The sequence below is a fragment of the Streptomyces sporangiiformans genome, from assembly GCF_005768555.2.
Taxonomy (GTDB): Bacteria; Actinomycetota; Actinomycetes; order Streptomycetales; family Streptomycetaceae; genus Streptomyces; species Streptomyces sporangiiformans.
Genome location: NZ_VCHX02000348.1, coordinates 14234 through 29396 on the forward strand (window position 1 = coordinate 14234; position 15163 = coordinate 29396).

17 protein-coding genes are annotated in these 15163 nt (G+C 70.6%); 14 read left to right on the top strand and 3 right to left on the bottom strand.

The genetic code is table 11. From position 1 onward, the window contains the following. The first annotated feature begins 1 nt into the window (after position 1). Both FGD71_RS45190 and FGD71_RS45195 read left to right on the top strand, forming a co-directional pair. Positions 2–967 carry a helix-turn-helix transcriptional regulator gene (locus tag FGD71_RS45190; RefSeq protein ID WP_119106441.1) on the top strand — a complete coding sequence of 322 codons (966 nt, stop codon included), beginning with the start codon at positions 2–4 and terminating at the stop codon, positions 965–967. A gap of 153 nt (positions 968–1120) precedes the next feature. Further along, complete coding sequence (locus FGD71_RS45195) at positions 1121–1510, top strand: hypothetical protein (RefSeq protein WP_240437078.1); 390 nt, start codon at positions 1121–1123, stop codon at positions 1508–1510. 61 nt (positions 1511–1571) lie between these two features. Here the strand turns inward: FGD71_RS45195 and FGD71_RS45200 are convergent, their stop codons facing one another. Then, positions 1572–2189: a TetR family transcriptional regulator gene (locus FGD71_RS45200; protein ID WP_119106442.1), complete on the bottom strand. Its 618-nt coding sequence runs from the start codon at positions 2187–2189 to the stop codon at positions 1572–1574. Positions 2190–2312: 123 nt separating this feature from the next. On the opposite strand from FGD71_RS45200, the gene FGD71_RS47825 reads away from it, so the two are divergent. The 3 genes from FGD71_RS47825 (at position 2313) to FGD71_RS45210 (ending at position 4026) form a co-directional block, all read left to right on the top strand. After that, on the top strand, positions 2313–2477 hold the full coding sequence (locus FGD71_RS47825; protein ID WP_162931411.1) for a hypothetical protein: 165 nt from the start codon (positions 2313–2315) through the stop codon (positions 2475–2477). A 37-nt stretch (positions 2478–2514) separates the two neighbouring features. Further along, entirely contained in the window at positions 2515–2790 is a 276-nt protein-coding gene (locus tag FGD71_RS45205) for a DUF4190 domain-containing protein (RefSeq protein ID WP_119106443.1), read from the top strand. A 66-nt stretch (positions 2791–2856) separates the two neighbouring features. Continuing rightward, positions 2857–4026 (top strand): cysteine desulfurase family protein, encoded by a 1170-nt coding sequence (locus FGD71_RS45210; protein WP_119106444.1) that lies wholly within the window; start codon positions 2857–2859, stop codon positions 4024–4026. A gap of 35 nt (positions 4027–4061) precedes the next feature. Here FGD71_RS45210 and FGD71_RS45215 read toward each other — a convergent pair whose 3' ends face one another. Then, complete coding sequence (locus tag FGD71_RS45215; protein WP_119106445.1) at positions 4062–4727, bottom strand: N-acetylmuramoyl-L-alanine amidase; 666 nt, start codon at positions 4725–4727, stop codon at positions 4062–4064. 60 nt (positions 4728–4787) lie between these two features. Here FGD71_RS45215 and mnmA point away from each other — a divergent pair, with 60 nt between their 5' ends. Both mnmA and FGD71_RS45225 read left to right on the top strand, forming a co-directional pair. Further along, on the top strand, positions 4788–5912 hold the full coding sequence (gene mnmA / locus FGD71_RS45220) for a tRNA 2-thiouridine(34) synthase MnmA (RefSeq protein WP_119106446.1): 1125 nt from the start codon (positions 4788–4790) through the stop codon (positions 5910–5912). Between the two features lie 113 nt (positions 5913–6025). Further along, on the top strand, positions 6026–6490 hold the full coding sequence (locus tag FGD71_RS45225) for an HIT family protein (protein WP_119106447.1): 465 nt from the start codon (positions 6026–6028) through the stop codon (positions 6488–6490). Here FGD71_RS45225 and FGD71_RS45230 read toward each other — a convergent pair. Next, a complete protein-coding gene (locus FGD71_RS45230) occupies positions 6460–6792 on the bottom strand; it encodes a DUF427 domain-containing protein (protein WP_240437079.1) in 333 nt (110 codons plus the stop codon). The two genes, FGD71_RS45225 and FGD71_RS45230, sit on opposite strands and share 31 nt — an antisense overlap. An 87-nt stretch (positions 6793–6879) precedes the next feature. Between FGD71_RS45230 and FGD71_RS45235 the strand changes: the two genes are divergently transcribed. The 7 genes from FGD71_RS45235 to gatC all read left to right on the top strand — a co-directional run bounded on the left by FGD71_RS45235 (position 6880) and on the right by gatC (position 15160). Then, the gene (locus FGD71_RS45235; protein WP_119106449.1) at positions 6880–7683 is read left to right on the top strand and encodes a class I SAM-dependent methyltransferase; all 804 of its coding nucleotides are present in this window, start codon (positions 6880–6882) and stop codon (positions 7681–7683) included. Further along, the gene (locus tag FGD71_RS45240; RefSeq protein ID WP_119106450.1) at positions 7680–8219 is read left to right on the top strand and encodes an LOG family protein; all 540 of its coding nucleotides are present in this window, start codon (positions 7680–7682) and stop codon (positions 8217–8219) included. The genes FGD71_RS45235 and FGD71_RS45240 overlap by 4 nt, the downstream gene beginning before the upstream one ends. Before the next feature lie 21 nt (positions 8220–8240). Next, entirely contained in the window at positions 8241–8930 is a 690-nt protein-coding gene (locus FGD71_RS45245) for an SDR family oxidoreductase (RefSeq protein ID WP_119106451.1), read from the top strand. A gap of 31 nt (positions 8931–8961) precedes the next feature. Next, the gene (locus tag FGD71_RS45250) at positions 8962–9981 is read left to right on the top strand and encodes a methionine synthase (protein WP_119106452.1); all 1020 of its coding nucleotides are present in this window, start codon (positions 8962–8964) and stop codon (positions 9979–9981) included. Between the two features lie 15 nt (positions 9982–9996). Further along, positions 9997–12204, top strand: a complete 2208-nt coding sequence (gene ligA, locus FGD71_RS45255; RefSeq protein WP_119106453.1) for an NAD-dependent DNA ligase LigA — start codon at positions 9997–9999, stop codon at positions 12202–12204. Positions 12205–12463: 259 nt separating this feature from the next. Beyond that, positions 12464–14692 carry a putative bifunctional diguanylate cyclase/phosphodiesterase gene (locus FGD71_RS45260; RefSeq protein WP_119106454.1) on the top strand — a complete coding sequence of 743 codons (2229 nt, stop codon included), beginning with the start codon at positions 12464–12466 and terminating at the stop codon, positions 14690–14692. Between the two features lie 171 nt (positions 14693–14863). Next, positions 14864–15160, top strand: coding sequence for an Asp-tRNA(Asn)/Glu-tRNA(Gln) amidotransferase subunit GatC (gatC, locus tag FGD71_RS45265; protein WP_119106455.1), 297 nt, complete (start codon positions 14864–14866; stop codon positions 15158–15160). Positions 15161–15163 lie beyond the last annotated feature (3 nt).

Genomic DNA, 15163 nt, shown 5'->3' on the forward strand with positions numbered 1-15163 from the left:
GGTGAAGTCCGACCGGCTGCTCTCGATCCTCCTGCTCCTGCAGACACACGGCCGTGTGCCCGCGCATCAACTCGCCGAGCGGCTGGAGGTGTCGGTGCGCACCATCTACCGGGACGTCGAGGCCCTGTCGGCCTCCGGCGTCCCGGTCTACGCCGAGCGCGGGCGGCACGGCGGGATCGAACTGCTCGCCGGTTTCCGTACGGACGTCACGGGACTGACCGCCGACGAGTCCCGCGCGCTGTTCATCCTCGCCGCCCAGGGCGCGCACGCCGCGCTCGGTCTCGACGATGCCCTCGGTTCGGCGCTGCGCAAGGTGATGGCCGCGCTGCCCGCGCCGCACCGGCCCGCCGCCGAGGTCACCAGCCGCCGCATCCTCGTCGACGCCACGCGCTGGAAGGGCGGCCCGCTGCCCGCCGTCGACCTCGACACGCTCCAGGACGCGGTGTTCGCCGACCGCCGGCTGCGGCTGCGCTACCGCCACAGCGACGCCACGCAGGACAGCACCTACACCGTGGACCCGTACGGGCTCGTCTCCAAGGCGGGCGTCTGGTATCTCGTCGCCGACCGGCGCGGCAGTCCGCGGCTCTTCCGCGCCGACCGGGTGCGCTCGGCCCGCCTCACGGAGGAACCGGTGAAGCGCCGTTCCGGGGTCGAACTCGCCGACACCTGGGAGACGCTGCGGCGCCAGGTCGAGGACAGGCCGGGCGGGATCGAGGTGACGGTACGGGTCAGGCGTGAGCGCTTGGGCCTTTTCCTGCGCCTGCACGGCGGCGCTCTGACCGAGCCGCCCGACGACGACGGCGTGAGCCCATGGGTCACCGCCCGGCTCGCGATCGGAGTCGTCGGCGAGGCGCGGCCGTTGCTCGCCTTCGGGGACCGGCTGGAGGTGCTCTCCCCGCCGGAGGTCCGGGAGGAACTGGCCGAAGTGGCAGCCTCTGTCACGGAGCTGTACCAGCGGGGGAGTTGAGGGCTGCGCAAGAAGGCGCAGGTCAGGCCGTATGTGTTGGGTCGGCCTTTGCCGTAACCGCAGGCGGGGCACAGCGCGGGCCCAAGTGCGGCCTATGGGCGGTTGATTGCATGCGGCGTCTCAGAATCCGCTCATCATCCGGGAGTTGCCCTCATGAACCGTGTAAGTCTCGTCCCCGCGGTGGCCGTGCTGGCCCTCTCACCCTTCCTTCTGACGGCCTGTGGCTCGGGCGACTCCTCGTCCTCGTCCTCGGGCAGCGGTAACGGCAACGGTACGTCGGGGCAGCAGAGCTGCCAGGCTCCGTCCGGCGCCCCCAGCGGGGCTCCGTCGGGGAAGCCCAGTGGGGCGCCTTCGGGTGCGCTTACCGGAAAGGCCCCGTCGGGCGCCCCTTCCGGCATGCCGTCGGGTGGGCCCGGCGGTGGCCCCGGTGGCGGGCAGGGCGGCGGCTGTGGTCCCGGTGGGCAGCAGGGGCAGAACCAAGGCCAGAACCAGGGTCAAGGCCAGACCCAGGACCAGGACCAGGACCAGCAGGCTCAAGGTTGACGGGGCCTGCTTGCCGCGGGATGACGAGGGGCGCGTACGAAGGTGTCGTGCGCGCCCTCTGTCACCCGAGCCAGTGGCGGCTGCCGATGCTGATCAGCCGCATCCGGCGGGTCGCCACCCGGGCCACCTGATCCTGCTCCTCGGCGGGCGCCTCCAGGAAGTTGCAGGCGGTCATCAGCATCTGGTCGACGTACAGACCCGCGAGCATCAGCAGGTCGTCGTCGCTCCATCCGGCCGACTCCGGGTGTTTGGCCAGTTCTGCCTTCACCTCGCCGGTGAACCTGTCCAGTTGCTCCGCGATCGCGGCCCGGACCTTCTGCACCCCGCCGTTGCGCTCGCGGGCGACAAAACGGATGTGTGCGGGGTACTCGCGCACATGACGGGCGATCAGGTCGACGGCGCGGTCGATGCGTTCGTCACCGTCGCCGGCCGCGGACACCGTGCCGGCGATCATCGGGTGCAGGCTGCCCAGCGCCTCCTCGACCAGGGCGACGCCGAGATCCGCCGTCGACTGGAAGTGCCGGTAGAAGGCCGTCGGGGCGACGCCTACGGCCCGGGTGACCTCGCGCAGGCCCAGACTGCTGAGGCTCTGTTCCTCCAGCAGGCCCAGCGCCGCATCCAGGAGCGCCTGCCGGGTCTTCTGTTTCTTGGCCTGCCGGACGCCGAGGGTGTGACTCATGCCATGCAGTTAACAACTGTTCTCCGTAAGAGGGAAGCCGGGAGGCGAGTTAGACTGGGAAGTCAGTGAACAGTTGTAACCACAACCGTTCACCGAATATTCGACTTCCAGGAAAGGCATCTCATGCTGTTCCTCGTCGCAGCACTCCTGCTGCTGGGCGTCGTCCTGGGCACCGTGGCCCACGCGCCGCTCCCCGTCACGGTCGTCGCGAGCGTCGTCATCGGCGTCTGGCTGGCCGTCTTCGCGGTCCGCGAGCGCCGCGGCCGTCGACGCCACACCGCCAACTGACCACCCCGTACCTACAAGCCTGTTGGGAGCAGACCTCATGGAACTCACCACCGCTGCGCCCCGGCGCCGGAACGCCGTCCGTGACGCCGACGGCATGGCCGTCGCGTCCTTCATCCTCGGACTCGTCGGCCTCCTGGTCTTCAACGTCTTCCTCGGCCCCATCGCCATCGCGCTGGCGGCCGTGGCCCTCCACCGCGGCACCACCCGCCGCGGCCGCGCCTTCCTGGGGCTAGGCCTCGGCGCGGCCGACCTTCTGGTCCTCGCGGTGTTCATGTCCGCCGACCACACGATGTCGTGGAGCTTCGGCAGCTGACGGCCACCGCCGCTGGGCGGAGCCGAAACATGCCGGCCGGCAGCGGGCCCTAGAATTGGGCCCACCATGGCATACCTCGACCACGCCGCGACCACCCCGATGCTGCCGGAGGCGGTCGAGGCGTTGACCGCCCAGCTGAGCGTCACCGGCAACGCCTCGTCTCTGCACGCCGCCGGCCGCCGTGCGAGGCGCACCGTCGAGGAGGCCCGCGAAACCCTGGCGGAGGCCCTGGGCGCACGCCCCAGCGAGGTGGTCTTCACCTCCGGCGGCACCGAGGCCGACAACCTCGCCGTGAAGGGCCTGTACTGGTCCCGCCGCGACGCCGACCCGGCCCGCACCCGGGTACTCGCCAGCCCCGTCGAGCACCACGCCGTCCTCGACGCCGTGCACTGGCTCGGCGAACACGAGGGCGCCACGGTCGAGTACCTCCCCGTCGACGGCTACGGCCGCGTCCACCCCGACACCCTGCGCGAGGCCATCGAGCGCAACCCCGACGACGTCGCGCTGGCCACGGTCATGTGGGCCAACAACGAGATCGGCACGATCATGCCGGTCCGCGAACTCGCCGACATCGCCGCCGAGTTCGGCGTCCCGCTGCACGCCGACGCCGTCCAGGCCGTCGGCCAGCTCCCCGTCGACTTCGGCGCCTCGGGGCTCGCCGCGATGTCCCTCTCGGGCCACAAGATCGGCGGCCCGTACGGCATCGGCGCGCTGCTCCTCGGCCGTGAGTACAGCCCCGTACCGGTCCTGCACGGCGGCGGCCAGGAGCGCCATGTCCGCTCCGGCACCCTCGATGTGCCCGCCGTCGCCGCGTTCGCCGTCGCCGGCCGGACCGCCGCCGAGCACCGCGAGTGGTTCGCCCGGGAGATCGGCGCGCTGCGCGACGATCTGGTGGACGCCGTACGCAAGGCCGTCCCCGACGCCATCCTCGGCGGCGACCCCGTCGGCACGGGCCGGCTGCCGGCGAACGCCCACTTCACCTTCCCCGGCTGCGAGGGCGACTCGCTGCTGCTGCTCCTGGACGCCCAGGGCATCGAGTGCTCCACGGGCTCGGCGTGCACGGCGGGCGTGGCGCAGCCCAGCCATGTCCTTCTCGCCACGGGCACCGACCCGGACCTGGCGCGCGGCACCCTCCGCTTCTCCTTCGGCCACACCTCCACGGAGGCGGACGTGGCAGCGGTGGCCCAGGCGATCGGCCCGGCGGTGGAACGCGCACGGACGGCGGGGCTGAGCTGACTCCCGGGTGCCCTCGCCCCCCCGAGTACCTGGGCCTAGGCCTTGGCCTGGGCCGTACGAGCCTTGCGTACGAGCGGTATGTACCGGTCCCAGTCCCAGTGCGGCCCCGGATCCGTGTGGTCCGTGCCCGGTACTTCCACGTGGCCGATGATGTGCTCACGGTCGACGGGCAGGTCGTAGCGCGCGCATATCCGTGCCGTGAGACGGGCCGAGGCGGCGTACATCGCGTCCGTGAAGTCCTTCGGCCGGTCCACGAAGCCCTCGTGCTCGATGCCGACACTGCGTTCGTTGAAGTCGCGGTTCCCGGCGTGGTAGGCCACGTCCAGCTCGCGGATCATCTGCGTGATGTGGCCGTCCTTGCGGACGATGTAGTGCGCGGCCGCGCCGTGCCCCGGGTCCTGGAAGACCTTCACGGCGCTGTCGAAGCTGCCCTGGGTGACGTGGATGATCACTCGGTCTATGTCGTAGTCGTCGGGGCGGTCCGCGCGCCGCCAGTTCGCGGACGACGCCGCGACCCAGCGGGCGCCTCTGAAGTCGACCTCGCCTGCCTTGCGCGGCTTCTCCACGCTCGGCATCCGCCACCACAGGCGTGCCAGCTCGTCACGGGCCAGCACGCTCGTGCCCACGGCGGCCGCCGCCCCGCCGATGAGCAGGGCGCGCCGCCCGACGCGCCGGTCCGAGTCCTTCTTCCTCTCGCCCATGTGATCGTCAACGGATACTCGGGGGCTCCGGTTCCCGTGGACCCGTACCCTTGAAGCGTTATGACTGAGATCTCGCAGCGTCCCCTCCGTGTACTGGCCGCCATGTCCGGCGGCGTGGACTCCGCCGTCGCCGCCGCCCGAGCAGCGGAAGCCGGGCACGACGTCACCGGCGTCCACCTCGCCCTCTCGGCGAACCCCCAGTCCTTCCGGACCGGCGCGCGCGGCTGTTGCACCATCGAGGACTCGCGCGACGCCCGCCGCGCCGCGGACGTCATCGGCATCCCGTTCTATGTGTGGGACCTCGCCGAGCGCTTCCGCGAGGACGTGGTCGAGGACTTCGTCGCCGAGTACGAGGCGGGGCGCACCCCGAACCCCTGCCTGCGCTGCAACGAGAAGATCAAGTTCGCGGCCCTGCTCGACAAGGCCCTCGCCCTCGGCTTCGACGCGGTCTGCACCGGTCACTACGCCAAGGTGATCGTGAACGAGGACGGCACGCGCGAGCTGCACCGCGCCTCCGACATGGCCAAGGACCAGTCGTACGTCCTCGGAGTCCTCGACGACCGCCAGCTCGCGCACGCGCTGTTCCCGCTCGGCGACACGGTCACGACGAAGGACGAGATTCGCGCGGAGGCCGAGCGCCGGGGCCTGGCCGTGGCCAAGAAGCCGGACTCGCACGACATCTGCTTCATCGCCGACGGCGACACCCAGGGCTTCCTGGCGAACCGGCTGGGCAAGTCGGAGGGCGACATCGTCGACGAGTCCGGCGCGGTCGTCGGCACGCACGAAGGGGCGTACGGCTTCACGATCGGCCAGCGCAAGGGGCTCCGCATCGGCACTCCCGCCCCGGACGGCAAGCCGCGCTACGTGCTCGACATCTCGCCGGTGAACAACAAGGTGACGGTCGGCCCGGCGGCGGCGCTCGACGTCACCGCCCTGACCGCGATCAAGCCCCGCTGGTGCGGGGCGGCCCCGACCGGCCCGGGCACGTACACGGCGCAGCTGCGGGCCCACGGCGGCGAGACGACGGTGACGGCGGAGTTCGTCGACGGCGCGCTGGAGGTCACCTTCGCCGAGCCGGTCCGGGGCGTTGCTCCCGGGCAGGCGGTGGTGCTGTACGACGGCACTCGCGTGGTCGGCTCGGCGACGATCGCGACCACCAAGCGCGCGACGACGGCGGTGGCGTAGAGCCTGTCCGGCGGATCAGGATCGGACTGGCCCAGGACCTGTCCGGCTCGGCGTCCGCCCGCTTCCCCCGCGCCGACGCCGGGCAGGTGACTGGCAGTCATACGATTCCTGGCATGACGATGCCCGACTGCTACACCTGCCGTCAGGAGCAACGATTCGACGAGCTACCGCCGCGTGAGCGCATCGCGGTGGATCAGCATTGGCGGGTGGTCCACGCGTTCGACACGGCACTGCCTGGCTGGTTGGTGCTGCTGCCCCGCCGCCATGTGACAGCCATCCACGAGCTCACCGATGCGGAGGCCGAGACGTTGGGTCTGTGGCAGGTGAGGTTGTCCCGGGCGCTTCGCGAGGTGACCGGGTGCGTCAAGACCTACGTCGCGCAGTTCGCCGAGGTCGAGGGGTTCGCCCATGTGCACTTCCACATCGTGCCGCGCATGAGTGACCTTCCCCAGGAACTGCGCGGCCCCCGCGTCTTCGGGCTGCTCAGGCGGCCTGAACAGCAATGGGTCGCCCCTGACGTCGCCGATGAAATCGTGCGCTCGCTTCGTCAGTGGGCTGCGACGACGTCCACTTCGTAGAAGCACACGTGGTCCTTGATCTCGGCGACCTCGGGCTTCGGGTCGGGGTACGTCCAGACGAGGTCGGGTGCGTCCGCCAGCGACCAGTAGGACGCGTCGCCCTTGAACGGGCAGTGGGTGTGGGTCTGCGACGGAGTCAGCAAGTCGATACGTACATCCTCCATAGGTAGGTAGTACCGTACGGGACAGCCCGTCTCGCGCAGCAGCAGCGGACGCGTGCTCTCCGCGAGCACCTGCCCCTCATGGACCACGCGTACGTGCTCGGTGCCCTGCTCGATGGTGATGCGATGGCCTGCGGTCAAGGTTCCGGCTCCTCGGGTAGCGGTCTTACCGGGTACAGCGCGCGTCGCATCCCTCTTCTTCCCTGACTTCATGCCGATGGGAGCCTCATGGGAACCACGTACCTCACCCGTAACCGCAAGAGCCTCGCCCATCAGGTCCGTTACGCACTGCGGAACCCCGAGAAAGTGCCCGCGCACGCCCGCCGGGCCGCGCGAGACGCCTGGCTGCGGCTCCGCTACCGCGACCACATCGCCTACTACCGGGCAGTGATGGCCTCCGACGCCGCGCGCAGTCCCGAGATGGCGGTGGGACACACCTCGTCGCTCGACCGGTGGACCGAGATGGGCCGGATGCAGTTCGACTACCTGGTCCGGCACGGGCTGACCCCGCAGCACAGAATGCTGGAGATCGGCTGCGGGAACCTGCGCGCCGGGCGGCTGTTCATCGACTACCTGGAGAGCGGCAACTACTACGGGATCGACATCTCGCCGGACATCCTGATCGCGGCCCAGGACACCCTCGTACGGGAAGGTCTCCAGGCCAAGGCGCCCCATCTGACGCTCACCGACGACCTGACCTTCGCCTTCCTGCCCGACGCGCACTTCGACGTGGTGCACGCCCACAGCGTGTTCTCGCACTCGCCGCCACAGGTCATCAAGGAGTGTTTCGCCCACGTCGGCCGCATCCTCGCGCCCGGCGGGTTCTTCGACTTCACCTTCGACCGGACCGAGGGCAGGGAACACCAGGTGCTGCACGAGGACTTCTACTACCGCACCTCGACACTCGTCGAACAGGCCGCGAAGTACGGCCTTTCGGCCCGTTTCATGGACGACTGGGAGACGCTGCCGCATCTGCAGTCGAAGCTCCGCCTGACCGCGATGTCGGAGGCGGCCCGTACCGTGAAGCCATGAACATCTGCGTCTTCCTCTCGGCCGCCGACCTCGACGAGCGCTACACACGCCCCGCCCGTGAGTTCGCCGAGCTGCTCGGAAAGGGCGGGCACACCCTGGTGTGGGGCGGTTCGGACGTCGGTCTCATGAAGGTCGTCGCCGACGGGGTGCAGGAGGCGGGCGGGCGGCTGCTCGGCGTCTCCGTGGAGTTCCTGGCGGCCAAGGCGCACCCGGGGGCCGACGAGATGGTCGTCGCGCGTGATCTCGCCGAGCGGAAGGCGCTGCTCCTGGAGAAGGCCGACGCCGTGGTGATCATGGTCGGCGGGACCGGCACGCTGGACGAGGCGACCGACATATTGGAGCTGAAGAAGCACGGCCACACCACCAAGCCGGTGGTGCTGCTGAACACGGCGGGCTTCTACGACGGCCTCAAGGAGCAGTTCCGGCGCATGGAGGACGAGGGTTTCCTGCCGGTGCCGCTGACCGAGCTGGTGTTCTTCGCGCAGGAGCCGGTGGGGGCGCTGGCATATCTGGAGGAGTCGTTCGGCACGCGGTGACGCCGGTGCGAGCATGGGGCCATGGCTACACATGTGATCACCGGGGCCGGTTCCGGCATCGGCGCGGCCGTCGCCCGCCGCCTCCACGCGCGCGGGGACGAACTCGTGCTGCACGCACGCGACGCCGGCCGTGCGAAGGAGCTGGCCGCCGAGTTCCCCGGGGCCAAGACCCTGGTCGGCGACCTCGCGGACCCGGACCGGCTCTCGTGGGCGTTCTCGCACCAGACACTGCCGGACCGGGTCGACTCGCTCCTCCACATCGCGGGCGTCGTCGACCTCGGCCCGATCGGCGAGCTGACCCCCAAGTCCTGGCGCCACCAGCTCAACGTCAACCTGATCGCCCCCGCCGAGCTGACCCGCCACTTCCTGCCCCAACTCCGCGTCACCCAGGGCCATGTGCTCTTCGTCAACTCCGGCGCCGGCCTCAACGCCCACGCCGGCTGGTCCGCGTACGCCGCCTCGAAACACGGCCTCAAGGCCCTCGCCGACTCACTGCGCCACGAAGAGCACGCGAACGGCGTCCGGGTCACCACGGTCTACCCCGGCCGCACCACCAGCCCCATGCAGGCCAAGGTCCACCAGCAGGAGGGCAAGGAGTACGACCCCTCGAAGTGGATCGCCCCCGAGTCGGTGGCGACCACGATCCTGATGGCCCTGGATCTGCCCCGGGACGCCGAGGTCAACGACCTGACGGTGCGACCGGGCCGCTGACCGCGCCTCGGCGATTCCGTACGCTTCCCAGGTGAGCGAAAACAGCGAGTTCAGGCCCGGCCCCGCGACCGGCGTCGGGTCGATGCCCGGCGAGGACACCCGGGAGGCCACCAAGACCGTGACCGGCACCTTCGAGGGACCGGAGACGGGGATGCCGTATCTGGTGGAGCTGCCCGCCCGGGGGCCGGGGGCCGACATGATCGGGCGGACCGCCGGGATGCTGGTCGAGGTGTACGCGCGCGTGGAGCCCAGCGGGTGGCGCGTCGGGGACCGGCCCGGGCGGGACACCCGGCGGGCCAGGGCATGGCTCGGCCAGGACCTCGACGCGCTGGAGGAGTTCACACAGGGCTACGAGGGGCCGCTGAAGGTGCAGGCGGTGGGGCCCTGGACGCTCGCGGCGGCGCTGGAACTGAAGAACGGCGAGGCGGCGTTGTCCGACGCCGGGGCCTGCCGTGATCTCGCCGGGTCGCTCGCCGAGGGGCTGCGGGCCCATCTCGACGACGTACGGCGGCGGGTGCCGGGCGCCCAGGTCGTGCTGCAGCTGGACGAGCCCTCGCTCGTCGCCGTACTGCGCGGCCAGGTGAAGACCGCGAGCGGCTACCGCACCCACCGGGCCGTGGACCGCCAGATCGTCGAGGCCACCCTGCGGGAGGTGGCGGGTGTGCGGGACGCAGGGCCCGTCGTCGTGCACACATGCGCCCCCGACGTCCCGTTCGCGCTCCTGCGCCGGGCCGGAGCCACCGCGATCTCCTTCGACTTCACGCTCCTCACCGAGCGTGACGACGACGCGATCGGCGAGGCCGTGGAAGGCGGCACGAAGCTGTTCGCGGGCGTCGTGCCGGGCACGGACGGTCCATTGTCAGACCCTGCCGGTAGCGTCATGGGTGTCAGGACGTTGTGGCGCAGGCTGGGGCTGAATCCGGGGCTTCTCACGGAGGCGGTCACGCTCACGCCGTCGTGCGGACTCGCGGGCGCTTCGCCCGAGTACGCACGCAGGGCGCTCGCCCACTGCGTCAGGGCGGCGAGATCTCTCGCGGACAACCCTGAGTAACGGGAGGACAACACGGTGGCCGGCGACAAGGACGCACTGACTGCCTCGGCTGCGGGGCCCGTGCCCGCCGAGGCACGGGAGAAGCACGCGCAGCTCGCTGAGCAGATCGAGGAGCATCGCTTCCGGTACTACGTGAAGGACGCTCCGGTCGTCAGCGACGCGGAATTCGACAAACTCCTGCGCACGCTGGAGGCCTTGGAGGACGAGTACCCCGAGCTGCGCACCCCCGACTCGCCGACCCAGAAGGTCGCGGGGGCGTACGAGACGGAGTTCTCGGCGGTACAGCACCGCGAGCGCATGCTCTCCCTCGACAACGCCTTCGACGACGCGGAGCTGGCGGCCTGGGCCGACCGCGTCGCCAAGGAGGTCGGCACGTCCGACCACCACTTCCTGTGCGAACTGAAGGTCGACGGCCTCGCGGTCAACCTCACCTACGAGCGCGGCCGCCTCACGCGCGCGGCGACCCGCGGTGACGGCCGCACGGGCGAGGACATCACGCCGAACGTGCGGACGATCGCCGAGATCCCGGACCGCCTCAGCGGCGACCGCATCCCGGACCTCGTGGAGATCCGCGGCGAGGTCTTCTTCCCGATGGAGAAGTTCCAGGAGCTCAACGCCCGGCTGGTGGAGGCGGGCGACAAGCCCTTCGCCAACCCGCGCAACGCGGCGGCGGGTTCCCTGCGCCAGAAGGACCCCCGGATCACCGCCACCCGCCCGCTGCACATGGTGGTGCACGGCCTCGGCGCGAGAGAGGGCTTCGACGGGCTCGGCCGGCTCTCGGAGGCCTACGACCTGCTGAGCTCCTGGGGCCTGCCGACCACTCCGTACAGCAAGGTGGTCGACGGCCTCGACGGCGTACGGGAATTCATCGCGTACTACGGAGAGAACCGCCACTCCGTGGAGCACGAGATCGACGGCGTCGTCGTGAAGCTCGACGAGATCCCCCTCCAGGGCCGCCTCGGCTCGACCTCGCGCGCCCCGCGCTGGGCGATCGCGTGGAAGTACGCGCCGGAGGAGGTCAACACCAAGCTGGTCAACATCCGCGTGGGCGTGGGCCGCACCGGCCGTGTCACCCCGTACGCCCAGGTGGAGCCGGTGACCGTGGCCGGCTCCGAGGTCGAGTTCGCGACGCTGCACAACCAGGACGTGGTCAAGGCCAAGGGCGTCCTCATCGGCGACACGGTGGTGCTGCGCAAGGCCGGTGACGTCATCCCGGAGATCCTCGGCCCGGTCGTCGACCTGCGCGACGGCAGCGAGCAGGAGTTCGTGATGCCCGCCGAGTGCCCCGAGTGCGGCACGGCGCTGGCGCCCGCCAAGGAGGGCGACATCGACCTGCGCTGCCCCAACGCCCGTACCTGCCCGGCCCAGTTGCGCGAGCGCCTGTTCTACCTCGCCGGGCGCAAGTGCCTGGACATCGAGAACTTCGGATACGTCGCCGCCGCGGCCCTCACCAAGCCGCTGGAGCCCTCCGATCCGCCGCTGGTGGACGAGGGCGGCCTCTTCGACCTCACCATCGAGCAGTTGCTGCCCATCAAGGCGTACGTGCTCGACCAGGACAGCGGACTGCCCAAGCGGGACCCGGACACGGGCGAGGAGAAGATCGTCACGGTCTTCGCCAACCAGGAGGGGGGACCCAAGAAGAACGCTCTCGCGATGCTGGAGAACATCGTGGCGGCCAAGGAGCGTCCCCTGCCCCGTATCCTCGCCGGCCTCTCCATCCGCCATGTGGGCCCGGTGGCCGCCGAGGCGCTGGCCCGTGAGTTCCGCTCGATCGACCGCATCCAGCAGGCCACGGAGGAGGAGCTGAAGGCGGTCGACGGCGTCGGCGGCATCGTCGCGGCCTCGCTCAAGGAGTGGTTCGCGGTCGACTGGCATCAGGAGATCCTGCGCAAGTGGCGGGAGGCCGGGGTCCGGATGGAGGAGGAGAGTTCCGGACAGGACGAGGGACCGCGGCCGCTGGAGGGACTCACCGTCGTCGTCACCGGAACGCTCGAGCACCACACGCGGGACGGCGCGAAGGAGGCGCTGCAGAGCCGTGGTGCGAAAGTGACCGGTTCAGTTTCGAAGAAGACGTCTTTCGTGGTCGTAGGTGACAATCCTGGGTCGAAGTACGACAAGGCCATGCAGCTGAAAGTTCCGGTTCTGAACGAGGACGGCTTTGCCGTTCTGCTCGAACAAGGGCCGGAATCGGCGGCTGAAGTAGCGCTTCCGACCGAGGAGTAGGGGTTGAAGGCCACCCGATCGGCGCATACCAGATGCATACGGGTGGCCGTGTCGCATTCGGGCAACCGTGGACGACCGCTGCCCGCAGAAGCCTTCTGCGGCCTACTGTTGAGGTGTGCGCCTGCCGTGCCCAACTGCGGTTGGCGCATGCCCTGCTCGTCGAGAGTTCGGGGAACGGTTTTCAGACGCGGTGCCGTTGAAGGTGTGTCGGGCATCGGGCCGCGTGGCGTGGGCACCGCCGGCTGTGAGAGGGACGGGAATGGAACCGACCGAGAGCGCCGCCCTGGACTCACGGCTGCGCCCGCGCTGGGTGACCGGCATGCGGCGATGGAAGATGTCGCTGCGCACCGCCGGGCTGCGCACCGGGACGGGCGCGCGAGACCCGGGCCCGGCCGGCGTCGGCTCCGGGCACGCGATACCGGGCCATGACTCCGAGCGGCAGACATCCTGGCCCGCGCTGCCGGCGGCGGTCGTCGCGATCGCCGGGATCGTGCTGGGCGCGGGCTTCTACCGGGCGTTCACCGGGCACCACGCGCTCTTTCCGTCCGGCTCCGTCGGATGGTCCCTGGCCCTCCTGGCAGGCATCATCGTCGGCCATCTGGTGGCGCTCGGACGCGCCCGCTGGTGGGGCGGCACGGGCTCCGGCGCGGCCCTCACGCTCGCGGTCCTGTTGCTGTACGGCTGGGTGCCGGCCGGGATGGTCAGCCTCACCGTCGTCGTCCTCGTCGGCATAGCGCGCCGCCACCGCTGGCGGCAGGGCGTGCTGCACGGGGCGGTGGACATCCTCGGCATCGGCGGCGGTGCGCTGGTGCTGGCCGTGTTCGGCCGGGTCCCGTCCGTGGAGAAGCCCTGGGACCCGGAGAGCTGGACCGTCTACGCCGTGCCCGAGGTGGTGATGGTGGCGGCCGCGTATCTCGCCGTGAGCCGCGTGCTGCTCTGGTACCTCCAAGCGCCCCGTGTCGGCGGTCTGCCCACCGTCGCCCGCACCGCCCTCGTCAGACAGGGGCTCGTCGCCGTGGCGGTGCTCGGCCTCGCCCCGCTGATCTGTGTCGTCGCGATGGCCCTGCCCGTGCTGCTGCCGCTCTTCTCGATCCCCCTCATCGCGCTCGACTCCACACTGTGGATAGCCCGCGCCCGGGCCGAGGAGCAGTTGCGCGATCCGCTCACCGGTCTGCCCAACCGTCAGTGGCTTCTCGAACGGACCTGGACGGCGCTGGACGATGCCGAGCGGATCGGTGCGCGTTCCGCGCTGATGCTGATCGACCTGGACCGGTTCCGGTCCGTGAACGACACGCTGGGGCATCTCGCCGGGGACCGTCTGCTGTTGCAGATAGCCGACCGGCTGCGGCTGGCATTGCCGCGCGGAGCGGAGGCCGCGCGGCTCGGTGGTGACGAGTTCGCCGTCTTACTGCCCGTCGCGGACTCCACGACGTCCGCCACACGCATCGCCCGCAACCTCGTCGGCGCGCTCGGTTCGCCGCTCGACCTGGACGGGCTCACCCTCGTGCTGGAGGCCAGCGCCGGGCTCGCCGTCTTCCCCGATCACGCGCTCGACGCGGAGGGGCTGCTGCGGCGGGCGGACGTCGCGATGTACCAGGCGAAGCGGGACCGGACGGGAGTGGAGGTGTACGAGTCCAAGCGGGACTCCAACACTCCCGACCGGCTCGGGCTGTTGGGGGACCTGCGGCGGGCTCTGGACGCCGGGGACGTCGAGCTGCACTACCAGCCGAAGGTGCGGTTCGACGGGCAGGTGGCCGGCCTCGAGGCGCTCGTGCGGTGGGTGCATCCCGAGCGGGGAAAGGTGCCGCCGGACGAGTTCATAGCGATCGCCGAGTCGTCCGGGCTGATGCCGCATCTCACCGAGTACGTGCTGGAGACGGCGCTCGGGCAGGTCGCCCGGTGGCGAGGGCAGGGATTGTTCGTTCCGGTGGCCGTCAATGTGTCGCCGCGGGATGTGCACACGCCTGGGTTCGCGGGGGCGGTCGCGGCGCGGCTGGCTCGGCACGGGGTCCCCGCGGGGGCGTTGCAGCTGGAGATCACCGAGCATGTCCTGCTGGAGGATCCGCAGCGGGCCGCGGACACCCTGGCCGCGCTGACCGGTCACGGTGTGAAGATGTCGCTCGACGACTTCGGGACCGGGTATTCGTCGCTGGTCCACCTGCGCAGGCTTCCCGTGAGCGAGCTGAAGATCGACCGGTCCTTCGTCGCGCGGCTGGCCATCGACACCGAGGACGCCGAGATCGTCCGGTGCACCGTCGATCTCGCTCACTCGCTGGGGCTTCTTGTCGTCGCCGAGGGGGTCGAGGACGACGAGACGTGGGAGCGGCTTCGGGATCTCGGCTGCGATGCCGTGCAGGGGTGGCTCGTTGCCGCGGCCATGCCGGCCGAGGAGACGACCGCGTGGCTTCGGGCCCGTGGGTCGCGGGGGTGGCAGCGGCCCGCCGCCGCGTTGCCCGCGGCGGCGGATGACCCTGGGCGGGTCGGGTAATTGTTCCCACCCGCACCACCCGTGACATCGTCGGTCGGGTGCGGGTCTTCCCGTTCGGGGGCCTCGCGGTCGGCGCCTGCCGGCGTGTGGGAGAAACCCGTGCGCGGGCACTCGTGTCGGCGCCATAGGATTGGCCGCAAACCACACGCACTCACCCCTGAGGATCGCTGCATGCCTGGCATCACGCGCGAGGAGGTCGCCCACCTCGCACGGCTGGCGCGTCTGGAGCTGCGGGACGAAGAGCTCGATCACTTCGCCGGTCAGCTCGACGACATCATCGGCGCGGTCGCCCGCGTCAGCGAAGTCGCCGACCAAGACGTACCGCCGACCTCCCACCCGCTGCCGCTGACGAATGTCATGCGCGCGGACGAGGTCCGTCCGTCGCTCACCCCCGAGCAGGCGCTTTCCGGCGCCCCGGCCCAGGAGCAGCAGCGTTTCAAGGTGCCGCAGATCCTGGGGGAGGACTAATCA

Coding starts and splice junctions, on each gene's coding strand:
- FGD71_RS45215 (WP_119106445.1), bottom strand. CDS start 4,727: ATGGGCGAGAGGAAGAAGGACTCGGACCGGCGCGTCGGGCGGCGCGCC.
- FGD71_RS45200 (WP_119106442.1), bottom strand. CDS start 2,189: ATGAGTCACACCCTCGGCGTCCGGCAGGCCAAGAAACAGAAGACCCGG.
- FGD71_RS47825 (WP_162931411.1), top strand. CDS start 2,313: ATGCTGTTCCTCGTCGCAGCACTCCTGCTGCTGGGCGTCGTCCTGGGC.
- FGD71_RS45210 (WP_119106444.1), top strand. CDS start 2,857: ATGGCATACCTCGACCACGCCGCGACCACCCCGATGCTGCCGGAGGCG.
- FGD71_RS45235 (WP_119106449.1), top strand. CDS start 6,880: ATGGGAACCACGTACCTCACCCGTAACCGCAAGAGCCTCGCCCATCAG.
- mnmA (WP_119106446.1), top strand. CDS start 4,788: ATGACTGAGATCTCGCAGCGTCCCCTCCGTGTACTGGCCGCCATGTCC.
- FGD71_RS45260 (WP_119106454.1), top strand. CDS start 12,464: ATGGAACCGACCGAGAGCGCCGCCCTGGACTCACGGCTGCGCCCGCGC.
- gatC (WP_119106455.1), top strand. CDS start 14,864: ATGCCTGGCATCACGCGCGAGGAGGTCGCCCACCTCGCACGGCTGGCG.
- FGD71_RS45245 (WP_119106451.1), top strand. CDS start 8,241: ATGGCTACACATGTGATCACCGGGGCCGGTTCCGGCATCGGCGCGGCC.
- FGD71_RS45225 (WP_119106447.1), top strand. CDS start 6,026: ATGACGATGCCCGACTGCTACACCTGCCGTCAGGAGCAACGATTCGAC.
- FGD71_RS45205 (WP_119106443.1), top strand. CDS start 2,515: ATGGAACTCACCACCGCTGCGCCCCGGCGCCGGAACGCCGTCCGTGAC.
- FGD71_RS45240 (WP_119106450.1), top strand. CDS start 7,680: ATGAACATCTGCGTCTTCCTCTCGGCCGCCGACCTCGACGAGCGCTAC.
- FGD71_RS45195 (WP_240437078.1), top strand. CDS start 1,121: ATGAACCGTGTAAGTCTCGTCCCCGCGGTGGCCGTGCTGGCCCTCTCA.